23 protein-coding genes and 4 pseudogenes are annotated in these 24,662 nt (G+C 57.4%); 3 read left to right on the top strand and 24 right to left on the bottom strand.

Annotated features, from left to right (window positions below):
• Position 1 precedes the first annotated feature (1 nt).
• From OA238_RS15585 to purF, 6 genes are all read right to left on the bottom strand, one after another.
• Positions 2-1,249 (bottom strand): peptidoglycan DD-metalloendopeptidase family protein, encoded by a 1,248-nt coding sequence (locus OA238_RS15585; RefSeq protein ID WP_015495906.1) that lies wholly within the window; start codon positions 1,247-1,249, stop codon positions 2-4.
• A gap of 61 nt (positions 1,250-1,310) precedes the next feature.
• Complete coding sequence (locus tag OA238_RS15580) at positions 1,311-1,952, bottom strand: protein-L-isoaspartate(D-aspartate) O-methyltransferase (protein WP_015495905.1); 642 nt, start codon at positions 1,950-1,952, stop codon at positions 1,311-1,313.
• A gap of 5 nt (positions 1,953-1,957) precedes the next feature.
• Complete coding sequence (gene surE / locus OA238_RS15575; RefSeq protein ID WP_015495904.1) at positions 1,958-2,743, bottom strand: 5'/3'-nucleotidase SurE; 786 nt, start codon at positions 2,741-2,743, stop codon at positions 1,958-1,960.
• A gap of 123 nt (positions 2,744-2,866) precedes the next feature.
• The gene (locus OA238_RS15570) at positions 2,867-3,520 is read right to left on the bottom strand and encodes an SDR family NAD(P)-dependent oxidoreductase (RefSeq protein WP_015495903.1); all 654 of its coding nucleotides are present in this window, start codon (positions 3,518-3,520) and stop codon (positions 2,867-2,869) included.
• A 92-nt stretch (positions 3,521-3,612) separates the two neighbouring features.
• Positions 3,613-3,861 carry a hypothetical protein gene (locus tag OA238_RS15565; RefSeq protein WP_015495902.1) on the bottom strand — a complete coding sequence of 83 codons (249 nt, stop codon included), beginning with the start codon at positions 3,859-3,861 and terminating at the stop codon, positions 3,613-3,615.
• A gap of 134 nt (positions 3,862-3,995) precedes the next feature.
• Positions 3,996-5,489 (bottom strand): amidophosphoribosyltransferase, encoded by a 1,494-nt coding sequence (purF, locus tag OA238_RS15560; RefSeq protein WP_044036963.1) that lies wholly within the window; start codon positions 5,487-5,489, stop codon positions 3,996-3,998.
• Between the two features lie 186 nt (positions 5,490-5,675).
• Between purF and OA238_RS15555 the strand changes: the two genes are divergently transcribed.
• On the top strand, positions 5,676-6,110 hold the full coding sequence (locus OA238_RS15555; RefSeq protein WP_015495900.1) for a hypothetical protein: 435 nt from the start codon (positions 5,676-5,678) through the stop codon (positions 6,108-6,110).
• Between the two features lie 3 nt (positions 6,111-6,113).
• Here OA238_RS15555 and OA238_RS15550 read toward each other — a convergent pair whose 3' ends face one another.
• From OA238_RS15550 to pyrC, 15 genes and pseudogenes are all read right to left on the bottom strand, one after another.
• On the bottom strand, positions 6,114-6,707 hold the full coding sequence (locus OA238_RS15550; RefSeq protein WP_015495899.1) for a CvpA family protein: 594 nt from the start codon (positions 6,705-6,707) through the stop codon (positions 6,114-6,116).
• 26 nt (positions 6,708-6,733) lie between these two features.
• The gene (gene radA / locus OA238_RS15545; RefSeq protein WP_015495898.1) at positions 6,734-8,101 is read right to left on the bottom strand and encodes a DNA repair protein RadA; all 1,368 of its coding nucleotides are present in this window, start codon (positions 8,099-8,101) and stop codon (positions 6,734-6,736) included.
• A 70-nt stretch (positions 8,102-8,171) separates the two neighbouring features.
• Positions 8,172-8,615 carry a paraquat-inducible protein A gene (locus OA238_RS15540; protein WP_015495897.1) on the bottom strand — a complete coding sequence of 148 codons (444 nt, stop codon included), beginning with the start codon at positions 8,613-8,615 and terminating at the stop codon, positions 8,172-8,174.
• A gap of 86 nt (positions 8,616-8,701) precedes the next feature.
• Positions 8,702-9,415: a hypothetical protein gene (locus OA238_RS15535; protein ID WP_015495896.1), complete on the bottom strand. Its 714-nt coding sequence runs from the start codon at positions 9,413-9,415 to the stop codon at positions 8,702-8,704.
• A gap of 70 nt (positions 9,416-9,485) precedes the next feature.
• A pseudogene (locus OA238_RS30355) lies at positions 9,486-10,368 on the bottom strand (IS630 family transposase); the annotation flags it as partial.
• 7 nt (positions 10,369-10,375) lie between these two features.
• Positions 10,376-11,185 (bottom strand): annotated as a pseudogene (locus OA238_RS15520) (IS30 family transposase); the annotation flags it as partial.
• 44 nt (positions 11,186-11,229) lie between these two features.
• Positions 11,230-12,722 (bottom strand): IS3 family transposase gene (locus tag OA238_RS15515; protein ID WP_085982765.1). Its coding sequence is split into 2 segments (ribosomal slippage): positions 11,230-12,272 and positions 12,272-12,722, totalling 1,494 coding nucleotides; the frame shifts between segments, so codons are not numbered across the junction.
• Positions 12,723-12,794: 72 nt separating this feature from the next.
• Positions 12,795-13,004: pseudogene (locus OA238_RS15505) on the bottom strand (helix-turn-helix domain-containing protein); the annotation flags it as partial.
• A 41-nt stretch (positions 13,005-13,045) separates the two neighbouring features.
• Positions 13,046-13,249: pseudogene (locus tag OA238_RS15500) on the bottom strand (IS630 family transposase); the annotation flags it as partial.
• A 411-nt stretch (positions 13,250-13,660) separates the two neighbouring features.
• A complete protein-coding gene (locus tag OA238_RS15495; RefSeq protein ID WP_015495894.1) occupies positions 13,661-14,407 on the bottom strand; it encodes an ABC transporter ATP-binding protein in 747 nt (248 codons plus the stop codon).
• Entirely contained in the window at positions 14,404-15,180 is a 777-nt protein-coding gene (locus tag OA238_RS15490) for an MlaE family ABC transporter permease (RefSeq protein ID WP_015495893.1), read from the bottom strand. Before OA238_RS15490 ends, OA238_RS15495 begins: the two co-directional genes overlap by 4 nt.
• Entirely contained in the window at positions 15,177-16,214 is a 1,038-nt protein-coding gene (alr, locus tag OA238_RS15485) for an alanine racemase (RefSeq protein WP_015495892.1), read from the bottom strand. Before alr ends, OA238_RS15490 begins: the two co-directional genes overlap by 4 nt.
• Positions 16,215-16,268: 54 nt before the next feature.
• Entirely contained in the window at positions 16,269-17,756 is a 1,488-nt protein-coding gene (locus tag OA238_RS15480; RefSeq protein WP_015495891.1) for a replicative DNA helicase, read from the bottom strand.
• Between the two features lie 191 nt (positions 17,757-17,947).
• Entirely contained in the window at positions 17,948-18,622 is a 675-nt protein-coding gene (locus OA238_RS15475) for an orotate phosphoribosyltransferase (protein ID WP_015495890.1), read from the bottom strand.
• 20 nt (positions 18,623-18,642) lie between these two features.
• Positions 18,643-19,692: a dihydroorotase gene (gene pyrC / locus OA238_RS15470; protein ID WP_015495889.1), complete on the bottom strand. Its 1,050-nt coding sequence runs from the start codon at positions 19,690-19,692 to the stop codon at positions 18,643-18,645.
• Between the two features lie 139 nt (positions 19,693-19,831).
• Between pyrC and OA238_RS15465 the strand changes: the two genes are divergently transcribed.
• Positions 19,832-20,113, top strand: a complete 282-nt coding sequence (locus tag OA238_RS15465) for a hypothetical protein (RefSeq protein WP_015495888.1) — start codon at positions 19,832-19,834, stop codon at positions 20,111-20,113.
• Positions 20,114-20,183: 70 nt separating this feature from the next.
• On the opposite strand, the gene OA238_RS15460 is transcribed toward OA238_RS15465, so the two are convergent.
• From OA238_RS15460 to OA238_RS15450, 3 genes are all read right to left on the bottom strand, one after another.
• Positions 20,184-21,251 carry an IS630 family transposase gene (locus tag OA238_RS15460; RefSeq protein WP_015493952.1) on the bottom strand — a complete coding sequence of 356 codons (1,068 nt, stop codon included), beginning with the start codon at positions 21,249-21,251 and terminating at the stop codon, positions 20,184-20,186.
• Between the two features lie 98 nt (positions 21,252-21,349).
• Positions 21,350-22,288 carry a hypothetical protein gene (locus OA238_RS15455; RefSeq protein WP_015495887.1) on the bottom strand — a complete coding sequence of 313 codons (939 nt, stop codon included), beginning with the start codon at positions 22,286-22,288 and terminating at the stop codon, positions 21,350-21,352.
• A 113-nt stretch (positions 22,289-22,401) separates the two neighbouring features.
• Positions 22,402-23,622, bottom strand: coding sequence for an acyl-CoA dehydrogenase (locus OA238_RS15450; RefSeq protein WP_015495886.1), 1,221 nt, complete (start codon positions 23,620-23,622; stop codon positions 22,402-22,404).
• 114 nt (positions 23,623-23,736) lie between these two features.
• Between OA238_RS15450 and OA238_RS15445 the strand changes: the two genes are divergently transcribed.
• Positions 23,737-24,636, top strand: a complete 900-nt coding sequence (locus OA238_RS15445; protein ID WP_015495885.1) for an AAA family ATPase — start codon at positions 23,737-23,739, stop codon at positions 24,634-24,636.
• Positions 24,637-24,662: the final 26 nt, after the last annotated feature.

Genomic DNA, 24,662 nt, shown 5'->3' with positions numbered 1-24,662 from the left:
ATCACGGCAGGAAATCTGCCGGATCAACGCTTTCGAGCCCGTCACGAACCTCAAAATGCAAGAAGCTTGGCGATCCCGGAGCGACGGATGCGATGGCTTGGCCTTGCGAGACGCTGTCGTCTTTGGACACTGTCAGATTGCTCACATTTACGTAGACCGTCAGGATGTTGCCAGTGTGGCGCACCACGACGATTTGCGCGCCGTTGGTGTTTTGCGTGATGGCGGCGATGGTGCCGTCGGCGGCGGCCTTGACCGTGGTGCCAGCTGGCACGCCGATGTCGATGCCTTCATTGCGGCCCGGATTATAAGCGCGGATCACGCTTCCCTGCACGGGGTAGATGAACGGTGCGCTGGTGGTGGCGGAGGATGGCGCTGTCGGCTGGCCGATGTCGGGTGCGGCAGGGGCTGCGGCCGCGGATTGTGGTGTGACGTCAACTGAGGGCAGCGCCACAATGGCACTTGGCGGTGTTGGTGTGCTTGATCCAACGCCGGGGCCTGTGGTTACGGCGGGGCTGGGCGGTCTTGCCCCTGCCACGGGGATCATCAATTGCTGGCCTTCGCGCACCATCAGGTCCGCGCCAAGGCCGTTCCAATCTTCCAAAGCAGAGACGGGAACGTCATACAAACGCGATATCTGGAATGCGGTCTCACCGCGTGCGACGCGGTGCAGACCCGGTTCGGGATTGGTTTGGATTGGTGCAGTGGTGGCGATTGGCGCCGTTGTCTGTTCGCCCGCGCGGTCAATGGCGTTGGATGCAAGCGTCGAGACATTGACTGTCGGTGTCTGGATCGGGCCGGACGTGATCGCCCCTGTTGTGGCGGATGGTTCGGCGACACGGTTGGGCAGGGCGACGATTTCATCGCGGCGCAGCGGGACGTCAGCGTCGACACCGTTAAAGGTCGCAAGCGCATTCGCATCTACGTTAAGTCGGCTGGCAATTTGGCGGACAGTTTCGCCACTACCCGCAACAACCACCTGATAATTAGGATAAGAAATCACGCCACGATCGTCCGGGCGAGGCCGGTTTGCCAGATTACGCGAGGCCTCAGTGGTATCAAATCCACTGCCCAAATTGCGCATATCCCAGTCGAAATTCTGACCCTGCAGATTGCCGTTGCCGTCACATGCGGCGAGGGCCAGCAAAGCGGCGGATGCGAACAACATGCGACGGGGACGTGATGGGGCCCGTTTACAATCGCGCGAATAATCGCGTGGATCAGCGAATTGGGTGAAACGGGGGGGGCCCATGACGTACTCCTCAAATGCGGTGGATCTTCTGCCCAACTTTTTTTCGCAGTATAGCGTTGTTTTAGTCTTTTCCCAAGCCCTCAAGCAGGGGGACGAAGCGCACTGCGCGTAATTCTTCGTACTCAAAGCCAGTTTCGGTGCGGTTGACGCGGATCAAGGTCTGCACAGAGTTAGATTGGCCGACGGGCAGCACCATGATGCCGCCCACTTTGAGTTGTGCCAAAAGCGGGCCGGGCGGGTCTTCTGCGGCGGCGGTCACGAGGATACGATCAAAGGGGGCTTGGTCGGGAAGACCGAACGATCCATCTGCAGTGAAGGCCATAAGGTTTGTGATATCAAGGGCTTGAAAGATCAAACGCGCATTGTTCATCAGGGTTTTGTGGCGATCAACGGTATAAACCCGACGCGCCAAGTGGCTGAGGATCGCGGCCTGATAGCCCGATCCTGTCCCCACTTCGAGGACCTTGTTGCGGGGTTGCACGTTGAGCGCCTGTGTCATCAGCCCGACAACAGACGGCTGGCTGATCGTTTGCCCGCAGGCGATTGGCAGCGGCATGTCTTCATAGGAGCGGGCGGAAAAATGCCCTTTTACGAACCTCGCGCGGTCAGTTTTTTCCATCGCCGTTAACACGCGCGCATCTGTCACGCCCTTTGTGCGCAGGGCGAACAGGAATTGCATCTGGCGTTCAGCGATGGTGGACATGGCGTTCATTTCAAACGATCGGTCAGGTCAGCGAGCATGTCATGGGCCGTCAGATCAGCGCGCATTGGCGTGATGGATGTGTAGCCATCAAGGTTGGCGTTCACGTCCGTGCCGTCCCCAGTCGGTTCATCCTGCGGGCCACCTGTCACCCACAAAAAGCGGCGGCCATTGGGGGCTGTTTCGGGCTGCATGCCAAAACGGGTGTTTTCGCGAAAGCCTTGGGATGCGACCTTCATGCCTTTGACGTCAGCTGCCGCAACGGGCGGGAAATTGACGTTGTAGAAGATTTTGTAAGCGTCGGTGGTCCAGATGCCTTTGTCCAGAAGGGCGCGCACGGTGGCGGCGCCATGTTTGGCAGCGGCTTCGAATGGATCATCAAGGTCCCTGTTGTCGGGGCCAAAGAACTGCGACAGCGCGATGCCTTTGACGCCTTGAATGGCGGCTTCGATGATCGCGCCGATGGTTCCGGAATACAGCGTGTTGTCGGCGGCGTTGTTGCCACGGTTGACGCCGGACAGGATCAGATCGGGCCGCGCATCTTTCATCACGTCGTACAAACCTGCCAGCACGCAATCCGCGGGCGATCCTTCGGCAGCGTAGCGACGGTCTGATAGTTTGGCGATCATCGTCGGGGCGGCGTAGCTGATGCAATGGCCGACGCCGGATTGCTCGAACGCGGGGGCGACGGTCCAGACTTCGCCGTGCGGTCCGGCCACGTCGTGCGCAATGGCCGTCAGCGTTGCGAGGCCGGGGGCATTGATGCCGTCGTCATTGGTGATGAGAATGCGCATGGTCGTTCCCGCCTTTTGGCCCGTTTGACACCTTGTTAGGACAGGGGGTGCCCTGCGGCAATGGGGCAACGTGGGTTGGGCGCAACGGGTGTGCGCGGCGTTGCATCAAAGACTCGCAAAACCCTAGGCGAGGATGGCGGGCAATAGTCTGGCGGCTTCGTCGCGTGGGGCCGCAAGTGGGCCGCGGTCCTCGCCAGGGAAAAACCGCGCGCGGGTGGCTGTCGGCATCGGGTTTGGAATCGCAATATGCACGCGCGGGCCGGTTTTCACGGTTTCAACGGCCCATGATCGCGCCAGCGCGATTTGCGCGGCTTTGGTGGCACCGTAGCTGCCGAAATAGGCCGCGCCGCCGCCGTGACCGATGATGGGGTCTTCAAAGAATACCGCTTTGCCGTCCGCGCCGAGCAGGGGGGCCACGTAGGAGATCATCCGCGACGTGGAGGTGATATTGATGTCCACGGATTTGGTGAAATCTTTAGGGTCGATGTGGCTGGCCGGTGTCAGGGGGGCTGCATGAACAGCCGCGTGTATCCACAGGTTCAGCCCGCCCCAACGATCAAAAATAGATCGGCACAGTTGCTGCATGGCCGGATCGACGGTGATGTCCATCGGGGCCAGCGTCGCGTCACCGCCCAAGGCTTTGATCCGGTCATCAAGGTCTTCGAGCGCACCGGTGGTGCGGCCCACGGCAATGATGTGATGGGTCGGCGCGAGGGCCTCTGCCAGTGCAGCGCCTAGTCCGCGCGTCGCACCTGTGATGAGAGCTGTTTTGGTCATATGCTGCGTTTAGGTCGGCGGCTGCGCCTTGGCAATCCCGCAGTGACTTCGTGGGGCTGTGTCTTGGTCGGGCCGTGTCTGGGTGGGGTGGATTACTGGGGCAGGGTCAGGCGGCGGATGGTGCGCCCATCGCGCAGCAAAACATAAGTTTCGGTGATCTCCATGACGTCGCCCATCGGCGTGACGTCTTCGGGGTTGGCGATCACGACGGTGCCATCTGCACCGCGCAGCATGGCGCGCAGTCCACCCGCACCGCCGAACAGCCCAATAAGTTGCGGTTGCGTCAGGTCAATAGGGACCGTTTCGGTGGCATTTTGCGCGGTTGCTGCGGTCGTCGTCATGGTCGGTGGCCTTTGATGATCAGACCGGGCAGGTAGTCCTGCGCTGCCTTATCGTCTAGGGGCCATGCTGCGCTGCGGCGTAAACTGGCCGACTGTTGGGGGGATTGCGCCGGTTTGGTCCATTTGTTTCGGCGTTATTCGGCGGCAGTTTTCATTTCAAACCCTTGTTCCACCATATCGGTGGGTTTGACGGGATAGTCGCCGCTGAAACAGGCGTCGCAATATTGCGGGCTGTCCTGATTGCGGCCCTTGGCTTGCCCGACGGCCCGATACAGGCCGTCAATTGAGATAAATTTTAGCGAATCGACACCAAGGTGGTCGCGCATTTCTTCTTCGGACATGTTGGCGGCCAGCAGTTTGTCGCGTTGCGGTGTATCGACGCCGTAAAAACAAGGCCATTTGGTTGGCGGGCTGGCGATGCGGAAATGCACCTCGGCTGCGCCCGCCTCAAGGATCATTTCCTTGATCTTGCGCGATGTGGTGCCGCGCACAACTGAGTCGTCGACCAGAATGATCCGTTTGCCTTTGACCAACGCGCGATTGACGTTGAGCTTTAGGCGCACGCCCATGTTGCGGATGGATTCGCTGGGCTCAATAAACGTGCGGCCCATGTATTGGTTGCGGATGATGCCCATGGCGTAGGGGATGCCGGATTCCAGTGAAAACCCGATCGCAGCTGGGGTGCCTGAATCGGGCACAGGGCAGACCATGTCGGCGTCAACAGGCGCTTCTTTTGCCAGTTCACGACCAATGTTTTCGCGGGTTTCATAGACGCTGCGCCCGCCGAGGATTGAGTCGGGGCGGCTGAAATAGACGTGTTCAAAGATACAGAATCGCGATTTCGTGGGGCGGAACGGAAAGTGGGATTCAACGCCTTTGCTGGTCGCGACAACCATTTCACCGGGTTCGATTTCGCGAATGAACGTCGCGTTGATGATGTCGAGCGCGCAGGTTTCTGATGCCAGAACCCAACCGTCGCCCAATTGGCCCAACACCAGCGGGCGCACGCCCAGCGGGTCGCGACAGCCGATCAATTTGGTGCGGGTCATCGCGACGACGGAAAATGCGCCTTCAACCTTGCGCAGGGCTTCTTCCATGCGATCGGGAATGTGTTTGCCCATTGAGCGCGCCATCAGGTGGATGATGCACTCGGAATCAGATGAGGACTGAAAAATAGAACCGCGTTCGATCAGTTCTTTGCGCAGCGCCAGCGCGTTGGTGATGTTGCCATTGTGCGCAATCGCAGCGCCGCCCATGGAAAATTCACCAAAGAACGGCTGTACGTCGCGGATTTGCGTCGCACCTTTGGAGCCGGATGTGGAATAGCGCACATGGCCGATGCCAATGGGGCCGGGCAGGGTCGCCATGGTTTCCGCATCGGTGAAATTGTCGCGCACGTAGCCGAAACGGCGTGCTGAACTAAATCCTTGGCCGAATTCATGAGTGACGATGCCGCCCGCTTCTTGGCCACGGTGTTGCAAGGCATGCAGTCCGAGGGCGACGACCGAGGCGGCGTTATCGACGCCTACGACGCCAAAGACACCGCATTCTTCTTTCAGTTTGTCGTCGTCACCGCCGGGCCAGTCGGTGCGCAAGAATTCAGTGTCAAATGGATGGGCGGGGGTCATGAGATCGCGCAGATTATTGGCCACGTTGGACAGCTCCGAATCCGAGGGTTTCGCGTGGGGCTGGGTTTAACCCTTTGTCGTGAAAGTGTCACGAGCCGATCCACCTGTGTTTCGGTGTCGTGATGAAAGGGCTTTGTGCCTGCCAAATGTCAGCGCTAGGGTGGCGAAAATCAGGGGAGTTTGCAGATGCTTGGTATTCTTGCGGCCGCACTCATGGCGGCCTCATTTTTCATGCCGTGGTTGTCATTCTTGGGCGAGGAGATGAGCCCTGTCGGGATGATTGGTAATCAGATTTCACTAGCGGATCTGCCTTGGCGGGGCTGGGCGTTTGTGGCCAGTTTCGCGATCGCTGGTTTGGCGGCGGTTAAGGCGCTGCGGCGCAGGCGTGCGGGGCTTTTGATGCTGATCGCAGGGGCCATTCCCTACGGTCTGATTGGCGAACAGATGCTGGGGGTGCGCAATCAAGCGCAAGATCTCGGCCTGCCGTTGCCCGATGGTGGCACCCCGATTGATTTGATCCGCAGCTTGGCGGACTTCATCGAATTCGGGCTGCCAGCATATTTCATTGCCGCGGCATTGTTGATTGTCATCGGTCTGGGCCGCATCTTGGGTCGGCGTTAGGCCCTAGTTATCTGCGGGAACCGTTGGTGTGACATCAGTCTGCGGATCGCCACATTCGCCGACAAGCTGTTCGTACTGTGTGGTGATCCAGCCCAAGGCCGCCTCAGGGTCGCGTTGTTCGATACTGCCGGTCATCTTGGAAAATACTGCAATCGCACGGCTGTTTTCAACCATTTCGATGTCTTGGGCTTCAAGCACGGTCTGGTAGACGAAAAACGCCACGGCGACCAACAAGATGCCGCGCAAGGCACCGAACAAGAACCCGAGGCCTTGATCAATGCCGCCCAACACTGAGCGTTGGATCAGCGATGAAAACAGCGGGGTGAAAATTGAGACGATCACCAGCACAACCGCAAACACTGCGGCAAAGGCCGCGATGACGGATAATTCGCAACTGTCACCGATGAAATCGCCGACAACGGGAATTTGGCGCACCAGCGGTGTCACTTGATCGGCAAATACAAACGCCATGACAGTCGCGACGATCCAGCCGACGATGGCCAATGCTTCGCGTACCAATCCACGGCTATAGGCCAGCAATGCCGACAAAATAATAACAATGGCAACCACGCCGTCGATGATGGTGAAATCGCCCATGTCTTTCGTGCCTTATTTATGTGGAGTTAACGTTCCCCGAATACCTGTTCAACGAAGCCAAGCAAATCGGTCATTTCCCGAAGTTGCACGGCCGTGTCTCCGCCACGTTTCGCACGGACCGGAGTAATTGCCGATGTAAAACCAAGTTTTGACGCCTCTTTCAACCGATTTTCGGTCTGGGGGGCAGGTCGTAGGCCACCAGAGAGGCTTATTTCGCCAAAAACAACACACTCTTTGGGAAGTGCGGCATCTTCGCGGGCGGAAATCAGCGCAGCGGCGACGGCCAAATCCGCCGCGGGTTCGGTGACGCGCAGGCCACCAGCGACGTTGAGGTACACATCAAGGCCAGTAAACGGCACGCCGGCGCGGGATTCGAGGACGGCGAGAATCATCGCGAGGCGCGATCCATCCCAGCCCACGACGGTGCGGCGTGGTTGGGAATGGGGGGAGGGCGCGACGAGGGCTTGGAATTCGCACAGCATTGGCCGCGATCCTTCGATTCCGGCAAACACGACGGATCCAGGTGCCGGATCTCCGCGCTCGGAGAGGAACATCGCGGAGGGATTTTTGACCTCAGCGAGGCCTTTGCCGGTCATTTCAAACACGCCGATTTCGTCCGCAGGACCAAAGCGGTTTTTGACGGCACGTAGAATGCGGAATTGGTGGCCGCGTTCGCCTTCAAAATATAGAACGGTATCGACCATGTGTTCGACGACCCGCGGACCCGCGATTTGGCCATCTTTGGTGACGTGGCCGACCAACACCACGGCGATGCCGTTGGTTTTGGCGAAGGTTGTGAGCTCATGAGCGGCGGAACGGACTTGGCTCACCGACCCAGGTGCTGCCTCAACAGTATCCAGCCACATGGTCTGGATGGAATCGATGATGACGAAATCGGGCTTTTCCGCTTCAAGCGTGGTGAGGATGTCGCGCAGGTTGGTTTCGGAGGCGAGTTTCACCGGGCTTTCGGTCAAACCGAGACGACGCGCCCGCATTTGAATTTGCGCCGCTGATTCTTCGCCCGAGACGTAGAGCACTTTGAGCCCGTTGCGCGCAAACCGTGCGGCGGCTTGCAACAACAGCGTTGATTTTCCGATGCCGGGATCGCCGCCGACCAGAATGGCCGATGCTTTGACCAGACCACCGCCCAACGTGCGGTCCAATTCACCGACGCCAGACATCGTGCGCGGCGGTTCGGGTTCAAGCGTTGCAAGATCGGTCAGGGTGATCTGCTTACCACGCCCGCTGCCCATGGATTTTTTGGATTTCGGGCCATTGGAGAGCGGCTTGACTTCCTCAATCGTGTTCCACGCCTCACAGGTGTCACAGCGCCCCGACCATTTGGTGGTGGCGGCATTGCACGCGGTGCAGGTGAAGGAGGGATCTTTGGCCATGTTCACCTTTTGCCCCAAAGGACGCGCGGCGTCTATAGGTTAGATTTGAGTTGTATTTACCAAGATGAAGTCAGGAGGGGCGCGTTTTGGCCGAGAGGGTCGAGATCATGAGTGAGGCGAGGACACAGCCAGTAAACAAATAAAGCCCCCAGCCGCCTTCGACCGTCACGCGCCCCGCGCCTTTGACCACGACAACATAGAGCGCGATGAGGAAGATATCCGCCATTGCCAGTTTGCCCAAGTAGCCGAGTACTGGCAGAACTTTGGCCTTAAGAAGATCAAAATGCACCAACGCCAGCAGAATGGTTTTGAGGTAGGGCGCGAAAATGGCGAAGGTGGTGACGATCAGCGCGAGGAAAACGTCTGACCCCCACAGGCTTTGCAGGCCGGACATCACCGAGATTTCGTCCATTCCAAACACCGGCAACAGAGCTGCACGCAACAGGGGCGCGAACCACGCAATTGGAAAAAGCACCAAAAGGGACAGGTTAAGAATGCGCAGGGTTGTTAACATGGGCCACACCTAAAACGCGCGCTGACTGGACGCCAGCGTGATTATTCAGCCGCTGGTTTTTGCGGCAACGGCACAATATCAGCACTTTAATTGCCCAGTGTGTAGCCAAGGGCGGGCAGTGTCGCGTCAAGCTGTTCTTGAAGTTGGCTCAGCTGGGATGCCACGACGCTTTCTTCCAGTTCGACCTGTTGGGACCATTTGCGGATGTCGCGCAGGGCGTGGTGTGCTTCGATGATCAACTGCTGCTGACGCTCTGCCTCTTGTTGGCGTTGATGCAGGAACATCTTCGCACGGGCGACTTTTTCAACATTGTAAATGTCAGCCAATTCACGCGATTGGTGCGACATCTGCGCCGCAATTTCCAGCACCTGAGGTTCCAGAGAATCCAGATCAGGATGATCGCGCAGATAGGCAAGGCGTTCGCGCACGGCGTCAAATTCGCTGCTCATGGTGAAGATGCCGGAACGATCCGCCGTGTGGCAAACGTGATAGGCCCGCGCCACGTCTTCCATACTAAGCCTGAAATTTCGGTGCGAGCGTTCAAGCGACAGGATGCGACCCGCGCTTGGCATAAAGAAAAACAGTGATGCGAGGATGATGGTCGCAATGATCTGTGTGATCATGCCTGCTTGGGGGTAGGTGAATTCGCCAAACGTTGCTGAGAATGTGAGCCAAGGGGTCACGCCAAAGGCAGACGCTGCGGTCAGCCCGATCGCTGCCAACCCGATCACGAGGATCAGGACCATTGAGACTGAATGTAGGACGCGGTGGCTAAGTGCCACGAATGAAATAGCAGACACTTTGACCCCCCAGGTTGTAATGCCTTTTTTAACTATACTCCCGCGCCTGAATTGACCTGAGGTTTTCCCCTCAAATCACTTTGTATTCCTTGAGCGATATGACGCGGAAGTTGTCGGTGACGGTGTCGCGGAACTCCGGCCATTTTTCTGGCAGGGTCTTGCGGAAGAAGTCGAAAATGGCCTCTGTGAATTGGTTGAACGTTGCATAGTGCCGATTGTGGGTGACCCATTTGTGCATAACACCCCAAAGACGCTCGATCGGGTTGAGGTGCGGGGCATATGCTGGCAAGAAATGCAACTTCACCCGACGTTCTGGGCTGTCCAGCCATGGCTGTAGCATCTTGGCATGATGATAGCGGGCATTGTCGACAAAGACGTGGATGGCCGTCTTGGTTTGGTTGTTGCGTTCCAACTTTTCCAGCATCTGTCGGGTTGTCTGGGCATTGATCTTCTCGCCTTCCACAAAGGTGAACTGGAAAGTCTCAAGGTCAAGCGCGCCCTGAATGTTGAGCCGCTTGCGCCCTGATGTCGCCTTCAGGGCTGTCTTTTGCCCCTTGGGAAACCAACCATGGGCGGGGCGGCTCTGGTGTTTGAATCCAAGCAGCGTCCGAAAAGATAACCATCTCATCTGCGGCCAACCCGTTCATCAGGGCCTCATATTTGGCAATAAACGCAGCCTGCTTGGCTTCATCGGCCTGTGCAGGCAGCAATTGTGGTTTCTTATACGCGAACCCCAGGCGGCGCATCAGCTTGGCGGCTCCCGACGTGCTGTAGTTTTGGTCGCACTCGGCTAGAACATAGGCACAGACCTCATCGGCATTGCGGGCAGGCTGCGCGGTGAAATGGGCTCTCACCGCCTGCTCTTGCACGACGGACAAATGACCCTGACGCTGGCTGTAGTCCTTCAGACCGAAAAACGATAGTCCCGCACCGGCAAAGGCAAATCGCCACTCCTTGGATTCAAACATCAAGTGCAACGGTTGATTTGAAGGCCGCGATTTCGTCGGCCATGGCTTCAGCGGGTGTTCTCCAACCGAGAGTTTTTCTTGGACGGTTGTTCATCAGGTTTGCAACGTCGTTCAGCCATGTTTGGCTTGCACCGTTCAGGTCAGTTCCTTTGGGCATGAACTGACGCAGCAGTCCGTTGGTGTTCTCGTTGCTGCCACGCTGCCAAGGCGCATGCGGATCGCAGAACCAGATATCGATCTTCAACCGTCTGGCGAGTTCGGGGTGGCAGGCCATTTCGGAGCCGCGGTCGTAGGTCATGCTCTTGCGCAAAGCAGCGGGTAGTCGTCTCATCTGGCGGGTGAAGCTGTCGAGCGCGGCCTCGGCCCCATTGCCGTCCATTTTGCAAAGAATGACAAAGCGTGTCTTGCGCTCGACCAAGGTCCCCACTGACGAGTGATTGAATGCGCCCTTGATGAGGTCGCCCTCCCAATGGCCTGGTACCAGTCGCGCTTCGATCTCTTCAGGGTGATTGATAATGCGCAATGATTCCGGGACCATAGCACTGCCCGCCGCTGTCCTGCGCTTGAGCCCACGCTTAGGCTTCGCTTGACGCAACGCCTCGATCATCGCCGCCTTCAGCCCACCACGTGGCTGCGCGTAAATCGCGGCATAGATGGTCTCATGGCTCACATGGGCGGATGGATCATCAGGCTTCATGAGACGCAGTCTCTGCGCAATCTGCTCAGGCGACCAGTGCAGATGTACGAGCTTGCCATGAACAAAACGATAAAGATCGCTCCCCTCCACAAGCTTGCGCGCGCGCTGCCGGAACGTGTCAACGACTTTGAGACAGTGGCTTTTGGACTTTAGGCTTGGGTTTCTTCGGTTGGTTTTGGTGGGTTGATCCAGACGGCGGTCGGGATTTGAGGCGGTTTTGGTGGTTTGTGTACGAAGCGTTCGGGCGTGGCGAGGAATGCCGCGTCTAGTGTTGCTTGTCGCGCGGTGTAGATTTCTTGGGCCTGCCCAAAATGGATTTGGTCGGGCGTCATCAGACCAATCCCGGCGTGATGATGGTCTTGGTTATACCATGCAAAGAACCTGCGGCAGAATGCGCGAGCCTGCTCGATGGTTTCAAAGTTCTTGGGGAACTCTGGCTGATATTTCAGTGTTTTGAAGTGGGCTTCGGAGAACGGGTTGTCGTTTGAGGTGTGGGGCCGACTGTGGAACTTGAGCACACCAAGATCAACCAGCATCAGGGCTGTCGTCTTTGCCTTCATGGGCCCACCGCGATCTGCATGCAATGTCAGCTGATCGCGTGGAACCTCGTGTTTTTCCATCGCGTCGATGAACAGCTCTTTGAACTGGCTGGCGCTCTCCGCGTGCTCGACGCGCCAGCCAACAACGCGGCGGCTGAAGATGTCGAGGATGACATAGAGATAGAAGTAGGACCATTTCACCGGGCCCCTCAGCTTGGTGATGTCCCAAGACCAGACCTGATTGGGGGCTTCAGCTAGAAGTTCAGGCTTTTGATAGACGGGATGTGTGCGCTGTCGGCGGCGTTCGCCAACTTCGCCCTGCGCGGCCAATATCCGATACATCGTGCGGATTGAACACAGATAGGTGCCTTCATCCAGCAAGGTGGCAAAGACCTCTGTGGGCGTCTGATCCGCAAAGCGGGGTTCGCGCAGGTGGTGCAATACCTGGTCTCTTTCCCTTTCCGGCAGAGCCCGCGAAGACGCTGCGCGCGGTGGGCGTGTGCGTGGTGGTGCCGTCAGCGCCGCACGCTGTCGAAGAACGCTCGCGCGCGATAATGATAGCGCGGCGCAGACAGCCGAGGTCAAGCCGCTGCCGGTGGGCAATGCAATCGCGACGGCCATCATGATTTGCCGCTGCGCTCTTGCGTCTGCTCCATCTCGTCCAGAAGTCCCACCACTTTTTTTTGGATGGCAATGATGGCTTCCGCCTGATCCAGACGGCGCCGCAAGGCTGTCACCTCACGGTTGGCCTTAGCCAGCTCAGCTTGCAATGGATTGGCAGGTGCCTTTTGTGGGCCACGGCGCATTGGCTGCAATGCACCCAATGTGCCGGCCGCCCGCGCACGGCGCCAATCGGTCAGTGCAGAGGAATAAAGCCCCTCCCGCCGTAGAATGGCGGAAACCCCGCCAGTGTCTGCCACTTGGTCCGTCTCATCCAGAATGCGCAGTTTGTATTTGGCTGTGAAGTTGCGTCGCTTCGGGATGCTCGTCAGTTCCGCTGTGGGAGCCAACGGCGCATTAACAACGCGGGGAGGCGACGTCGGGGCCAAAACGGCTCCAGATCCAGCATCTGGCGAAAGTGGTGATTGTGAAGGCATAACCATGGGTTCGTTCTCCTACGCCCTCAAGTGTAAACTTTAGCCAGTCAATTGTCTCACGCTTATTGGCACGGAGGGGCAGCGCGCACGCCGGGCATCATAGGCCTGCCGCGCCGCTTGCGGGCAATAGCTGCCGTCTTCCTGCCGACCTCGCGCCAGCTCACGGCAGATCGTGCTCGCCGGGCGATGCAAAAGCTGGCCGATCAACCGCTGATTGCTGCCCCTATTATGCTCGGCTAATATTACGCCACGGTCCTCGCTGCTGAGGTGCTTGCTTCGTATGTCCATCACAACATCCTATGCCCAAAGGGCTCTGAGTGTTGCATTTGAAACTTGAGCCTAAGCTCCGTCAAAACTGTCGGGCCAATATCCAAAATCCGGCAAACCGTTCCGGCGTCTTCTCCTGCGTCCAAAAGAAGAAACGCGCGCGCCCGTTTCCAAACAAGGGCGTCAACTTTGCGGCGGCGGCAAAGCGCTTCAAGTGCTATGCGCTGCTCGTCGGATAAGGAGACTGTTTTGTATTGCTTGCTCATAAACTCAAAATACAGACTGAACCGCCTTTGGCCATGCTACGAAGTGAATCGCAGGCACAAAATCGTCAGGTCAATTCAGGCGCAGGAGTATATAAGTTATAATAGGCGGAAAATCTCCGACGCCAAAGGGGGAATTTTGGCTAATTTACCTCCAATTTAGAAAAACATAAACAATAACAGTATATTGGCAAAATTAGTTCCAAAACGGGGTTATGCAATCAAAAGTTGTGTCAGGAGGGCGAACCGGCCTGATCCACGATGTGGTAGATCGCAGCGGCGCAGCCCATATATTCGCACAGCGACCCCACCTATCGTGGTTATTGGGCTACATCCGGTTTTGCGATTCGTTTGGGTGCGGGGGAGGAGTGCAAGAGGCGCGCTAGAGTAAGAAACGGCGGTTGAAATTCGGTGTTAGCGCACGGCCGCAATCGGACCTGTCGCGCGGCCGTGGATGAATTGATCGACATAGGGGTCGCCGGACGCGTCCATGTCGCCCACAGGTCCAGTCCAGCGGATTTTTCCCGCGTGCAGCATGGCGACTTTGTCTGCAATCGCGCGCACGGAGGTCATGTCGTGGGTGATCGTCACCGCAGTCGCCCCCATTTCGGTGACGATTTCGCGGATCAGGTCATTGATAACACCCGCCATGATCGGGTCGAGTCCCGTGGTCGGTTCGTCGAAAAAGATAATTTCCGGTTCCGCAGCGATGGCGCGGGCAAGGCCGACGCGCTTTTGCATGCCGCCGGACAGTTCCGCAGGCAGGCGGTCGGCAACGTCGCTGCCAAGTCCGACGCGGCGCAGTTTTTCGATTGCAATGGCGCGGGCTTGGTCTTTGGGCTTTTTGAGACTACCGCGCAGCAAACGAAAGGCGACGTTTTGCCAAACGGGGAGTGAATCAAACAAAGCCGCGCCCTGAAACAGCATGCCGAACCGCGCGAGAAACGCGTCCCGGTCGCCTTTGTTGACGTCCGTGCCGTCCACCGTGATGGTGCCCGCGTCGGGTTTGACCAAGCCCAGCACCGATTTGATCAGCACGGATTTTCCGGTGCCCGATCCGCCGATTACCACCATGCTTTCGCCCTTGGCCACCGACAGATCAACGCCGCGCAGGACTGCGTTTGTGCCGAATGTTTTGTGAACCCCTGAAAGTGTGATCATGCGGAGAAAAATGCCTCAGTGAGAAGGAAGTTCGCAGCGAGGATCAAAATGGCGGCGGCGACAACGCTGGACTTTGTTGCACGACCAACCCCCATCGCGCCGCGTTCGCTGTTCATGCCGTAATAACAGCCCATGAGGGCCGCGATAAACCCGAAGACCGCACCCTTGGCGAGGGAGGAGACGATGTCACTTGGTTCAAGAAAGTCCGCGGTGTTTTGCAAATAGGCGGCTGCATTAAAGCCAAGCCGTTCCGTGCCAACCAAGAAGCCACCGTAGATGCCGATGATGTCCCCGACGCCGACCAAGATTGGCATCACCAATGTGGCCGCGAGAACGCGGGGCAGGGTCAAATATTTCATCGGATGCGTCGACAGGGTGACCAGCGCGTCAATCTGTTCGGTGACCTTCATCGTGGCGATTTCGGCGGCGATGGAGGATGTGACCCGCGCGGCAATCATCAGGCCCACCAGAACGGGGCCAAGTTCGCGGACCATACCGATTGCAACGATTTGCGGCACCACGGCTTCGGCGTTAAAACGCGCGCCGCCGGAATAGATTTGCAACGCCAATGCGCCGCCCGTGAAGAAGGCTGTCAGGCCAACAACGGGGAGGGATAAATAACCGATTTGGAGCAGGGCGTTGGCGAATTCGCGGCCATAAAACGGCGGGCGCACAAGGTGGCTGATGGTTTGTCCGGTGAATGTCGCCAATCGCCCGACTGCTGCCAAAAGCCCAAGAACGCCAGCGCCCAAAGAGGCGAGCGAGCCAATCATGCGCCAGAATACCGTCGTTCGTATCTTGGTCCCAGCGACGTGAGGATTTCATAGCCGATCGTACCAGCCCGCGCTGCCAGTTCGTCAACGGTTTGATCAAGGCCAAGGACTGACAGCACGCCGGGCAATTCGGGCAAGTCGGTGACGTCCGCCGTTATCAGGTCCATCGACACGCGGCCCACAAGCGGCACAGGCTGCGCGCCGTGCCACAGGTTGGCGCCAGCAGACAGCGCACGGGTCAGCCCATCTGCGTAACCGCCTGACAGGGTCGCGATTTTCGAGGGACGCTGCGCGGTCCACGCATTGGCGTAGCCGACAGTTTCGCCAATTTCGACATCACGTACTTGAATGACCGGCAGGTCGAGATAGGCCACGGGCAGAGCATCCGCGAAGGGCGCGCCGCCATACAGGCCGATGCCGGGCCGGGTCATGTCAAAATGGTATTCAGGGCCGAGCAATATCCCACCGGTTGCGGCCAAGGAGCGCGGCACGTTGATCCCGTCCGTCATCAGGTGAAACTGGTCAAGCTGTTTGCGGTTCATCGGATGATCGGGGGTGTCTGCGCAGGCAAGGTGGCTCATGACGAGGCGACAGTTTTGCGTCAGGGCGATTTCGGCGATGGAGGCCCATTCATCAATCTCAAGCCCGAGGCGATTCATGCCGGTGTCCAGCTGCACGCCAAAGGGATGGTCTGGTAGCGCCTCGAGGTGGCGGGTCAGCTGGCCGATTGTGTTGATCATCGGGGTCAACATCATGTCCGCGATCATGTCGGTGTCGCCGCGCATGTGGCCTGCAAAGATGCAAATTTCCACATTGGGACCAACGGCGTGACGTAGTATTGCGCCTTCTTCTGGAACGGCCACGAAGAAGCGTTTTACGCCAGCCTTCATCAACGCGCGGCCAACTTTAGCCACGCCGAGGCCGTAGCCATCCGCCTTGACGACAGCGCATGTTTCCACGTCCGTCATTGCGTCCAAGCTGCGCCAGTTGGCGGTCAGCGCATCTAAATCAACCGATAAAAAACCTGTGCTCATGGGGTGGTTGTGCCAGCCCGCGCGGATGGTCGCAAGGGGCGGCGCAAGCCGCGTTTAGAATTCTTGATCACCGTTTTGCTGCCAAGGTTTCACAAGGTTGCCAAAGCGGGTGAATTCAGGCGTGAACGACAGTTCAACCATGCCAATCGGGCCGTGGCGCTGTTTGCCAATGATCACTTCGGCTTTGCCGAATTGGTCGTTCATTTTGTTCTGCCACGCCGCCATTGCTTCCATGTTGCTGTCTTCGGGCTTTTCGCGTTCGGTGTAATATTCGCCGCGATAGACGAACATGACGACGTCGGCGTCTTGCTCAATAGAACCGGATTCGCGCAAGTCACTGAGTTGTGGGCGTTTGTCTTCACGGTTTTCCACTTGTCGTGACAGCTGGGACAGGGCGATGACGGGGATTTGCAGTTCCTTGGCGATGGCTTTGAGGCCCATGGAAATTTCGCCGATTTCTTGCACGCGGTGTTCGGACGTGCCGCGGACAAGTTGCAGGTAGTCCACGATCAACAAGTCCAGCCCGTGGGTGCGTTTCAGACGGCGGGCGCGGGCGGACAGCTGGCTGATCGGGATGGCGGCTGTGTCATCGATATAAAGCGGGCAGGCTTCAAGCTGTTTGGCGGCATCGACAAAGCGGCGGAATTCAACCTCGGTCATATCGCCTTGGCGGATTTTGTGGCTGGAGATTTCGGAGGCTTCGGCGAGGATACGGCCCGCGAGCTGTTCTGCCGACATCTCAAGGCTGAAGAACCCGACGACGCCGCCATCAACGGTGCCTTCTGACCCATCGGCCAGTTTGCCCTTTTTATAGGCCTTGGCGACGTTGTAGGCGATGTTGGTCGCCAGCGACGTCTTGCCCATGGATGGGCGACCGGCAAGGATCAGCAGGTCGGATTTGTGCAAACCACCCAGTTTGTTGTCCAGATCAATCAGGTCTGTGGCGACGCCCGCCAGCCCGCCGTCGCGTTGATACGCGGAGTTGGCGACGTTGACGGCATCAGTTACGGCCTTGAGGAAGGATTGAAATCCGCCCTCGGACGAGCCTTGTTCGGCCAGTTTGTACAAGGCCTGTTCGGCCTCAACGATTTGTTCTTTCGGTTCGTTGTCCACATCGACCTTTTTGGCCTTAGCCGCGATGTCTTGACCAACGGTGATCAATTCGCGCCGTACTGCGAGATCGTAGATCATCTGTGCGTAATCGCGTGCCGCGAACGCCGAAATTGCCGCCCCAGCGAGGCGTGCAAGATAGGCGGGGCCGCCGAGTTCTTTCAGCCCTTCGTCGTCTTCCAGAAACGCCTTGAGCGTCACAGGGGAGGCGAGGTTGTTTTTGGCGATGCGCGCAGCGGCCACATCAAAGATGCGGGCATGAACCGGATCATAGAAATGACTTGGCCCGACGATGGATGCGATGCGATCAAAAATATCGTTGTTGGTCAGGATCGCGCCCAGAAGCTGCTGTTCAGCCTCAATCGAATGGGGGACGGAATCGACGGTGGTTTCAAGTGTGCCCGTCGCGTTGAATGTCGAAATCTCGTTCATTTATTTTGCCCCTGCATGCGCGATCCACCGCTGTGTCGTCATACAAAACCCGCACTATCCGTGCAAACTGTATAAAGTTGTGGATAGGATGTGGGCTTTATCATGCCACAAGATGCAGTCTGCGGATAGGGTAAAGTCCGCAAGATGTAGTGCAAGTTAAGGCCCCGTTGGGGTTAATTTATTCGCGGCATTCAGGCGTGGGCGGCGGACCAACCGGCAGGATCGCGCAAATAGGCTTCGACTTCTGCCAATGTTACCGCGTCAAAGGATTCGGACGTCTTGGCTTCTTCGAGAACATCCCACCATGTGCACAAGTGCAGCAATTGAATGCCGTGTTCGGCCAGTGTTTGTTCGACGCCTTCAAAGATGCCGTAAAAGAAGATCACCGCCGTTGCGTTGCAGGTCGCACCCGTTTCACGGATCGCATCGACGAATGACAGTTTTGAGCCGCCATCGGTTGTCAGATCCTCAACCAACAGAACGCGCTGGCCCTCGGTCATCACACCTTCAATGCGGGCATTGCGCCCGTAGCCTTTGGGTTTTTTGCGCACGTAGGTCATTGGCAAGGCGAGGCGTTCGGCCATCAATGCAGCAAACGGGATACCGGCAGTTTCGCCGCCAGCGATGTTATCAAACGCCTCAAACCCGACTTCGCGCATGGTTGTGACGGCCAGAAAATCCATCAGAGTTGAGCGGATACGCGGGAACGAGATCAGCTTGCGGCAATCCACATAGGTCGGGGCTTTTTTGCCGGACGCATGGGTGAAAGGCGCTTTTGCGTTGAAATCAATCGCGCCAATTTCAATCAACATCCGCGCGGTCAGACGAGCGATTTCGGCTTTGTCGGGAAACGAAGAGGGGATCATGCAGGTCTCTTTTCTTGGAGTTATTCAACGCGCCAGTGCAGTGGGAAGCCGGGGTCGAACACAGTGACGGGGCCATCTGCGGTGTCGATATGGTCGGGGTAGGTTACTGCGTCGCCCCGGATCAGCGTCACGGTCGCGTCATTGGGCGCAAGGTCGTAAAACCGTGGGCCAGACAGCGATGTGAAGCTTTCGAGCTTGTGCATTTTTCCTGCGACGTCAAAGACTTCCGCGAGGCACGAGAGAGTATTGATCGCGGTGAAACAGCCAGCGCAGCCACAGGGCAGAAGTTTGTTGGCGTCCGTGTGCGGCGCTGAATCGGTGCCAAGAAAGAAACGACTGTCACCCGATATTGCCGCCTGAACCAGCGCAATACGGTGCCGTTCGCGTTTCGCAACGGGAAGGCAGTAATAATGCGGTTTTATCCCACCCGCGAGGATGTGATTGCGGTTTATGATCAAATGGTGCGTGGTGATCGTCGCCGCGAGGTTGGATCGGCTGTCGCGCACATAATCCACCGCGTCCTGCGTGGTGATGTGTTCCATGATCACTTTAAGGTCGGGCACCCTTTTGCGGATCGGCTTTAGTACCTTGTCGATAAACACGGCTTCGCGGTCAAAAATGTCGACGTCGGGATCGGTGACTTCGCCGTGCACACTCAAGGGCAGGCCGATGTCGGCCATACGTTCCAGAATGGGACGAATTTTGTCAAAATTGGAGACGCCAGATGCGGAATTAGTGGTGGCACCTGCGGGGTATAATTTGACGGCCGTGATAATGCCGTCGCGGTGGGCGGCGGCCAGGTCATCGGCGTCGGTATCTTCGGTCAGATAACACGTCATCAACGGGCGGAAACTGGTATCATCGGGCAGGGCGGCCATGATCCGGTCGCGGTACGCACGCGCCTGAGCGCCGGTCACGACGGGGGGCACAAGGTTTGGCATAATGATCGCGCGGCCAAAGCGTGCTGCGGACAAAGGTGCCACGGCCTGCATCATTGCGCCGTCGCGCAGGTGAAGGTGCCAATCATCGGGTTGGCGAATGGTAATGCGATCTGGGCGTTGTTTGATCATGGGGTGCCTCGTACACTGCCAACCTCGTGCTGACCAGAGGGTTTGAGCCCCAGCTTAGGCTCTGGCCATGGCCTGTCTGCCCTTGCCAAGCGGGGGCGAGGTTGCGTAAGCCAGATGAAGCAATAAAGAGGATATTTGAATGTTTGGTTTTTTGATTGCCATAGCCGCGGGCGCTGTGACGCCGATGGTTGAAGATCCGCTGGCACGTCGTGCTGCCAAATCCATGGCTCAACACGTTGAGGTGCAAGAAAACGAAGTGCGTGCGCTGGCGTTCATGATCGCGATGATCATTGTGGGCGTGGTGTGTAATGTGCTCGACACCGGATCGCCACTTGGCCTCGCGGTGGGTGGCGCGTTGGGCTATTTCGGCGCGCGTTTGCTGCGCTGGGGACAGCGTAGAATCGAGGATCGTCGCAGCTGATATAGTTGCGGCTAAATCAGTGTGGTAGTTAGGTATACTCCCGCGCCTGAATTGACCTGAGGTTTTCCCCTCAAATCACTTTGTATTCCTTGAGCGATATGACGCGGAAGTTGTCGGTGACGGTGTCGCGGAACTCTGGCCATTTTTCTGGCAGGGTCTTGCGGAAGAAGTCGAAAATGGCCTCTGTGAATTGGTTGAACGTTGCATAGTGCCGATTGTGGGTGACCCATTTGTGCATAACACCCCAAAGACGCTCGATCGGGTTGAGGTGCGGGGCATATGCTGGCAAGAAATGCAACTTCACCCGACGTTCTGGGCTGTCCAGCCATGGCTGTAGTATCTTGGCATGATGATAGCGGGCATTGTCGACAAAGACGTGGATGGCCGTCTTGGTTTGGTTGTTGCGTTCCAACTTTTCCAGCATCTGTCGGGTTGTCTGGGCATTGATCTTCTCGCCTTCCACAAAGGTGAACTGGAAAGTCTCAAGGTCAAGCGCGCCCTGAATGTTGAGCCGCTTGCGCCCTGATGTCGCCTTCAGGGCCGTCTTTTGTCCCTTGGGGAACCAACCATGGGCGGGGCGGCTCTGGTGTTCGGGGTGGACAGCGTCCGAAAAGACAACCATCTCATCTGCGGCCAACCCGTTCATCAGGGCCTCATATTTGGCAATAAACGCAGCCTGCTTGGCTTCATCGGCCTGTGCAGGCAGTAATTGTGGTTTCTTATACGCGAACCCCAGGCGGCGCATCAGCTTGGCGGCTCCCGACGTGCTGTAGTTTTGGTCGCACTCGGCTAGAACATAGGCACAGACCTCATCGGCATTGCGGGCAGGCTGCGCGGTGAAATGGGCTCTCACCGCCTGCTCTTGCACGACGGACAAATGACCCTGACGCTGGCTGTAGTCCTTCAGACCGAAAAACGATAGTCCCGCACCGGCAAAGGCAAATCGCCACTCCGTCAAAACTGTCGGGCCAATATCCAAAATCCGGCAAACCGTTCCGGCGTCTTCTCCTGCGTCCAAAAGAAAAAACGCGCGCGCCCGTTTCCAAACAAGGGCGTCAACTTTGCGGCGGCGGCAAAGCGCTTCAAGTGCTATGCGCTGCTCGTCGGATAAGGAGACTGTTTTGTATTGCTTGCTCATAAACTCAAAATACAGACTGAACCGCCTTTGGCCATGCGACGAAGTGAATCGCAGGCCCAAAATCGTCAGGTCAATTCAGGCGCAGGAGTATAGGTAGGTTAAAGGGTGATGCCTTTTGCCTCGAGTTCTTTCAGCTTTTTGTAGAACATCGGCCATTTGCCGTTTGCCCCGACGTGGCGATACAGGCGCGCCAAGAGCCGTTCGTGGCGGTCTTGACCATTCAAACGACGAAACAAAGTCCGCAGGTAGGGTGAAAACGTTTGCCGTGCGCGCCACAGGCTCGCGAAGCTGGTGGCCGTTAGTGTGCCGTCCATCGCCTGTTCGATCATGTCTGGCATCACATCCATTGCAATCAACGCGAGATCTGCGTTTGGTCCCAGATAGGAGCAGGACAGATGCGTGATGTTGTCACCGGTAAACAATGATGCGTGCATGGCGTCCTCAATCACGGATGGATCGTGAACAACTGTGACCTTTTCGGCTGTTTCAACCATCATCGGCGCATAGCCAAAGCGGGTCGTAAAATCCAAGCGCCGCGCCTCGAGGTGACGGCGGTCCCAACGGGCCAAGCTTGGACGCAGTGTTGCTTGTGGTTGAATGATCAAAACCTGCGCTTCCGGAGCGGCGACGCTATAGGCGGCGGCGGCGTAACCTGCGGCACCCGCACCGTAAAACAACACCTGATCGAAATCATCAAAGAACCCGTCGTCGATCATCCGGTCGAAATACTCAAACATTGCAGGATGGCGGAACCAATCGGGTTGCGCATTTGCCATCAGTGTCAGGCTTGACCAGCCATGACTTTGCACGAATTCCCAACCGATTGGCGCATCGTCATCATTGTGTTTTCGTACAGATGCGACGGTCTCAAAGCTGACCAGCAACGTGCGGCCAGCATCGATGAGCAGGGCCATATAGTCCGGCCCAATAGACTCGGCATGTCCGAATTCTTCGGCGGTTTCTTCGACACGTTCCATCCAGGCAGAATGGTCAAGGTCGCCTAGATCATAGGTAAATGCGGCAGCGGTATCTTTCATCTTATATCCATATCCAAGGTGTGATCCCACTCACAGTTGGCAGATTTAGTGGCGCATTGCGGCATAAATAGGCAGCCGGTAAGGCGTTTGTGCCCTGATCCACAAAAAAATCATCAGAAGAACGCCTGCAATCCAGTCTGGGCGCGACCAAGGATCAGGGCGTGTACGTCATGGGTGCCCTCATAGGTGTTGACGGTTTCAAGGTTTACCATGTGACGCATGATGTGAAATTCATCCGATATGCCGTTGCCGCCGTGCATGTCGCGGGATGCGCGCGCAATATCCAGTGCCTTGCCGCAGTTGTTGCGTTTCATCATGGAAATCATCGCAGGCGCGGCTTTGCCCGCGTCCATCAAGCGGCCCAGTTGCAGCGCAGACTGCAAGCCAAGGGTGATTTCTGTCTGCATATCCGCGAGCTTCTTTTGAAAAAGCTGCGTTTGCGCCAGCGGTTTGCCGAACTGCTTGCGATCAAGTCCGTAGCGCAACGCCGCGTGCCAGCAAAATTCTGCGGCCCCAATCACGCCCCAGGCAATGCCATAGCGGGCGCGGTTCAAACAGCCAAACGGCCCCTTCAGGCCTTGGACGTTTGGCAACAACGCGTCTTCGCCAACCTCAACGCCGTCCATCACGACCTCCCCCGTTACCGAGGCGCGCAGGGACAGCTTGCCGCCGATTTTCGGCGCAGTGAGGCCTGTCATACCTTTTTCAAGAATAAAGCCACGGATTTTGCCGCCGTGTTCGTCTGATTTGGCCCAAACCACGAAGACATCGGCAATCGGCGCGTTGGAAATCCACATCTTTGCACCGCTGATCTTGTACCCTGTCGGGGTTTTTACCGCGCGGGTCTTCATGCCTGCAGGGTCGGATCCTGCGTCTGGTTCCGTCAGGCCAAAGCAGCCGATCAACTCACCACTGGCCAATCCGGGGAGGAATTTTTTGCGTTGCGCCTCGGACCCGTAGGCGTGGATCGGATACATCACGAGCGAGCTTTGCACCGACATCATTGAGCGATAGCCAGAATCGACGCGTTCGATTTCGCGCGCGACCAACCCGTAGGTGACATACCCCGCGCCCAGCCCGCCGTATTCTTCGGGGATGGTTAGACCAAGCAAACCTGCATCACCCATCTGGCGGAAAATGCCAGCGTCAGTGACTTCTTCGCGGTAGGCGTCGCGCACTTTGGGTTGCAGCGTGGTTTGGGCGAATGTCGCAGCTGCGTCGCGCAGCATGCGTTCGTCTTCGCTCAACTGATCCTCAAGGCGCAGGGCGTCTGACCATTCAAACGCAGCCAAATCAGGTCCGTGACCCGTTTGAATTGCTGACGACTCATTCATTTCCGACCTCCATGATGCTCAAGTTTTAACCTAACCTGCCTGAACCGCGCGAACAATGCGCGCCTTGACGCAAGCGCATTTGCGTGCAGCTTATGGAAACAAAGGGGCCGATTGATGCAAACCATTGACGATGTGCAGACAGACCTAGCAGCGCAGGGATATATTTGTGGCCGTTCGCTGGCGACGGTGGTGTTTTTGTCGCAGCGATTGGGCCGCCAGTTGTTTCTGGAGGGCGAAGCGGGGACAGGCAAGACCGAGATCGCCAAAGCCATAGCCGCCTCCCTTGACCGCCGCCTGATCCGGTTGCAATGCTATGAGGGTCTGGATGCGGCGTCTGCGGTATATGAATGGAATTTTGCCGAACAGATGATCGCCATTCGCACCGCCGAAGCCGTCGGTGGCGCGGATCGCACAGCCCTAAAGGCTGAACTGTTTACAGAGGATTATCTAATCGAACGCCCGCTGCTGCAGGCCATGCGCCCCCAGCCCGGCGGTGCGCCCGTGTTGTTGATCGACGAAGTCGACCGCACTGATGAGCCGTTTGAGGCTTATCTGCTTGAGGCGTTATCGGAGTTCCAAGTCACGATTCCCGAACTTGGCACGATCAAAGCGCCAGAGCCGCCCATCGTGATCCTGACATCCAACCGCACCCGCGAGGTGCATGATGCGCTGAAACGCCGCTGCTTGTATCACTGGGTCGACTACCCCGATTTTGATCGCGAGATGGAGATTCTAGCCACCCGCGCGCCGCAAGCACAACAGGCCCTCTCACGCGAAGTTGTCGCGTTTGTCCAAGCATTGCGCCGCGAAGACCTGTTCAAAAAACCCGGTGTCGCAGAGACAATTGATTTGGCGAAATGCCTGCTGGCGCTGGACGTGATCGCCCTGTCGCCAGAGGTCATCAGCGACACCTTGGGTGCAATATTGAAATACCAAGACGACATTCAAGCGCTGCAAGGCTCCGAGGCAAAACGCATTTTAGACGCGGCGCGGGCTGATCTTGATGATCTATAATTTGCCTTTGTCTCGTAAATATCCCG

The organism is Octadecabacter arcticus 238 (assembly GCF_000155735.2).
Lineage (GTDB): Bacteria > Pseudomonadota > Alphaproteobacteria > Rhodobacterales > Rhodobacteraceae > Octadecabacter > Octadecabacter arcticus.
The sequence above is the reverse complement of the archived record's forward strand: the minus strand, read 5'-3'. Positions and strand labels throughout refer to the sequence as shown.

What these genes read in the sequence shown, in the direction of transcription:
- OA238_RS15585 (WP_015495906.1), bottom strand. Translation starts at nt 1,249, where the DNA reads ATGGGCCCCCCCCGTTTCACCCAATTCGCTGATCCACGCGATTATTCG.
- OA238_RS15580 (WP_015495905.1), bottom strand. Translation starts at nt 1,952, where the DNA reads ATGTCCACCATCGCTGAACGCCAGATGCAATTCCTGTTCGCCCTGCGC.
- surE (WP_015495904.1), bottom strand. Translation starts at nt 2,743, where the DNA reads ATGCGCATTCTCATCACCAATGACGACGGCATCAATGCCCCCGGCCTC.
- OA238_RS15570 (WP_015495903.1), bottom strand. Translation starts at nt 3,520, where the DNA reads ATGACCAAAACAGCTCTCATCACAGGTGCGACGCGCGGACTAGGCGCT.
- OA238_RS15565 (WP_015495902.1), bottom strand. Translation starts at nt 3,861, where the DNA reads ATGACGACGACCGCAGCAACCGCGCAAAATGCCACCGAAACGGTCCCT.
- purF (WP_044036963.1), bottom strand. Translation starts at nt 5,489, where the DNA reads ATGACCCCCGCCCATCCATTTGACACTGAATTCTTGCGCACCGACTGG.
- OA238_RS15555 (WP_015495900.1), top strand. Translation starts at nt 5,676, where the DNA reads ATGCTTGGTATTCTTGCGGCCGCACTCATGGCGGCCTCATTTTTCATG.
- OA238_RS15550 (WP_015495899.1), bottom strand. Translation starts at nt 6,707, where the DNA reads ATGGGCGATTTCACCATCATCGACGGCGTGGTTGCCATTGTTATTATT.
- radA (WP_015495898.1), bottom strand. Translation starts at nt 8,101, where the DNA reads ATGGCCAAAGATCCCTCCTTCACCTGCACCGCGTGCAATGCCGCCACC.
- OA238_RS15540 (WP_015495897.1), bottom strand. Translation starts at nt 8,615, where the DNA reads ATGTTAACAACCCTGCGCATTCTTAACCTGTCCCTTTTGGTGCTTTTT.
- OA238_RS15495 (WP_015495894.1), bottom strand. Translation starts at nt 14,407, where the DNA reads ATGATCACACTTTCAGGGGTTCACAAAACATTCGGCACAAACGCAGTC.
- OA238_RS15490 (WP_015495893.1), bottom strand. Translation starts at nt 15,180, where the DNA reads ATGATTGGCTCGCTCGCCTCTTTGGGCGCTGGCGTTCTTGGGCTTTTG.
- alr (WP_015495892.1), bottom strand. Translation starts at nt 16,214, where the DNA reads ATGAGCACAGGTTTTTTATCGGTTGATTTAGATGCGCTGACCGCCAAC.
- OA238_RS15480 (WP_015495891.1), bottom strand. Translation starts at nt 17,756, where the DNA reads ATGAACGAGATTTCGACATTCAACGCGACGGGCACACTTGAAACCACC.
- OA238_RS15475 (WP_015495890.1), bottom strand. Translation starts at nt 18,622, where the DNA reads ATGATCCCCTCTTCGTTTCCCGACAAAGCCGAAATCGCTCGTCTGACC.
- pyrC (WP_015495889.1), bottom strand. Translation starts at nt 19,692, where the DNA reads ATGATCAAACAACGCCCAGATCGCATTACCATTCGCCAACCCGATGAT.
- OA238_RS15465 (WP_015495888.1), top strand. Translation starts at nt 19,832, where the DNA reads ATGTTTGGTTTTTTGATTGCCATAGCCGCGGGCGCTGTGACGCCGATG.
- OA238_RS15460 (WP_015493952.1), bottom strand. Translation starts at nt 21,251, where the DNA reads ATGAGCAAGCAATACAAAACAGTCTCCTTATCCGACGAGCAGCGCATA.
- OA238_RS15455 (WP_015495887.1), bottom strand. Translation starts at nt 22,288, where the DNA reads ATGAAAGATACCGCTGCCGCATTTACCTATGATCTAGGCGACCTTGAC.
- OA238_RS15450 (WP_015495886.1), bottom strand. Translation starts at nt 23,622, where the DNA reads ATGAATGAGTCGTCAGCAATTCAAACGGGTCACGGACCTGATTTGGCT.
- OA238_RS15445 (WP_015495885.1), top strand. Translation starts at nt 23,737, where the DNA reads ATGCAAACCATTGACGATGTGCAGACAGACCTAGCAGCGCAGGGATAT.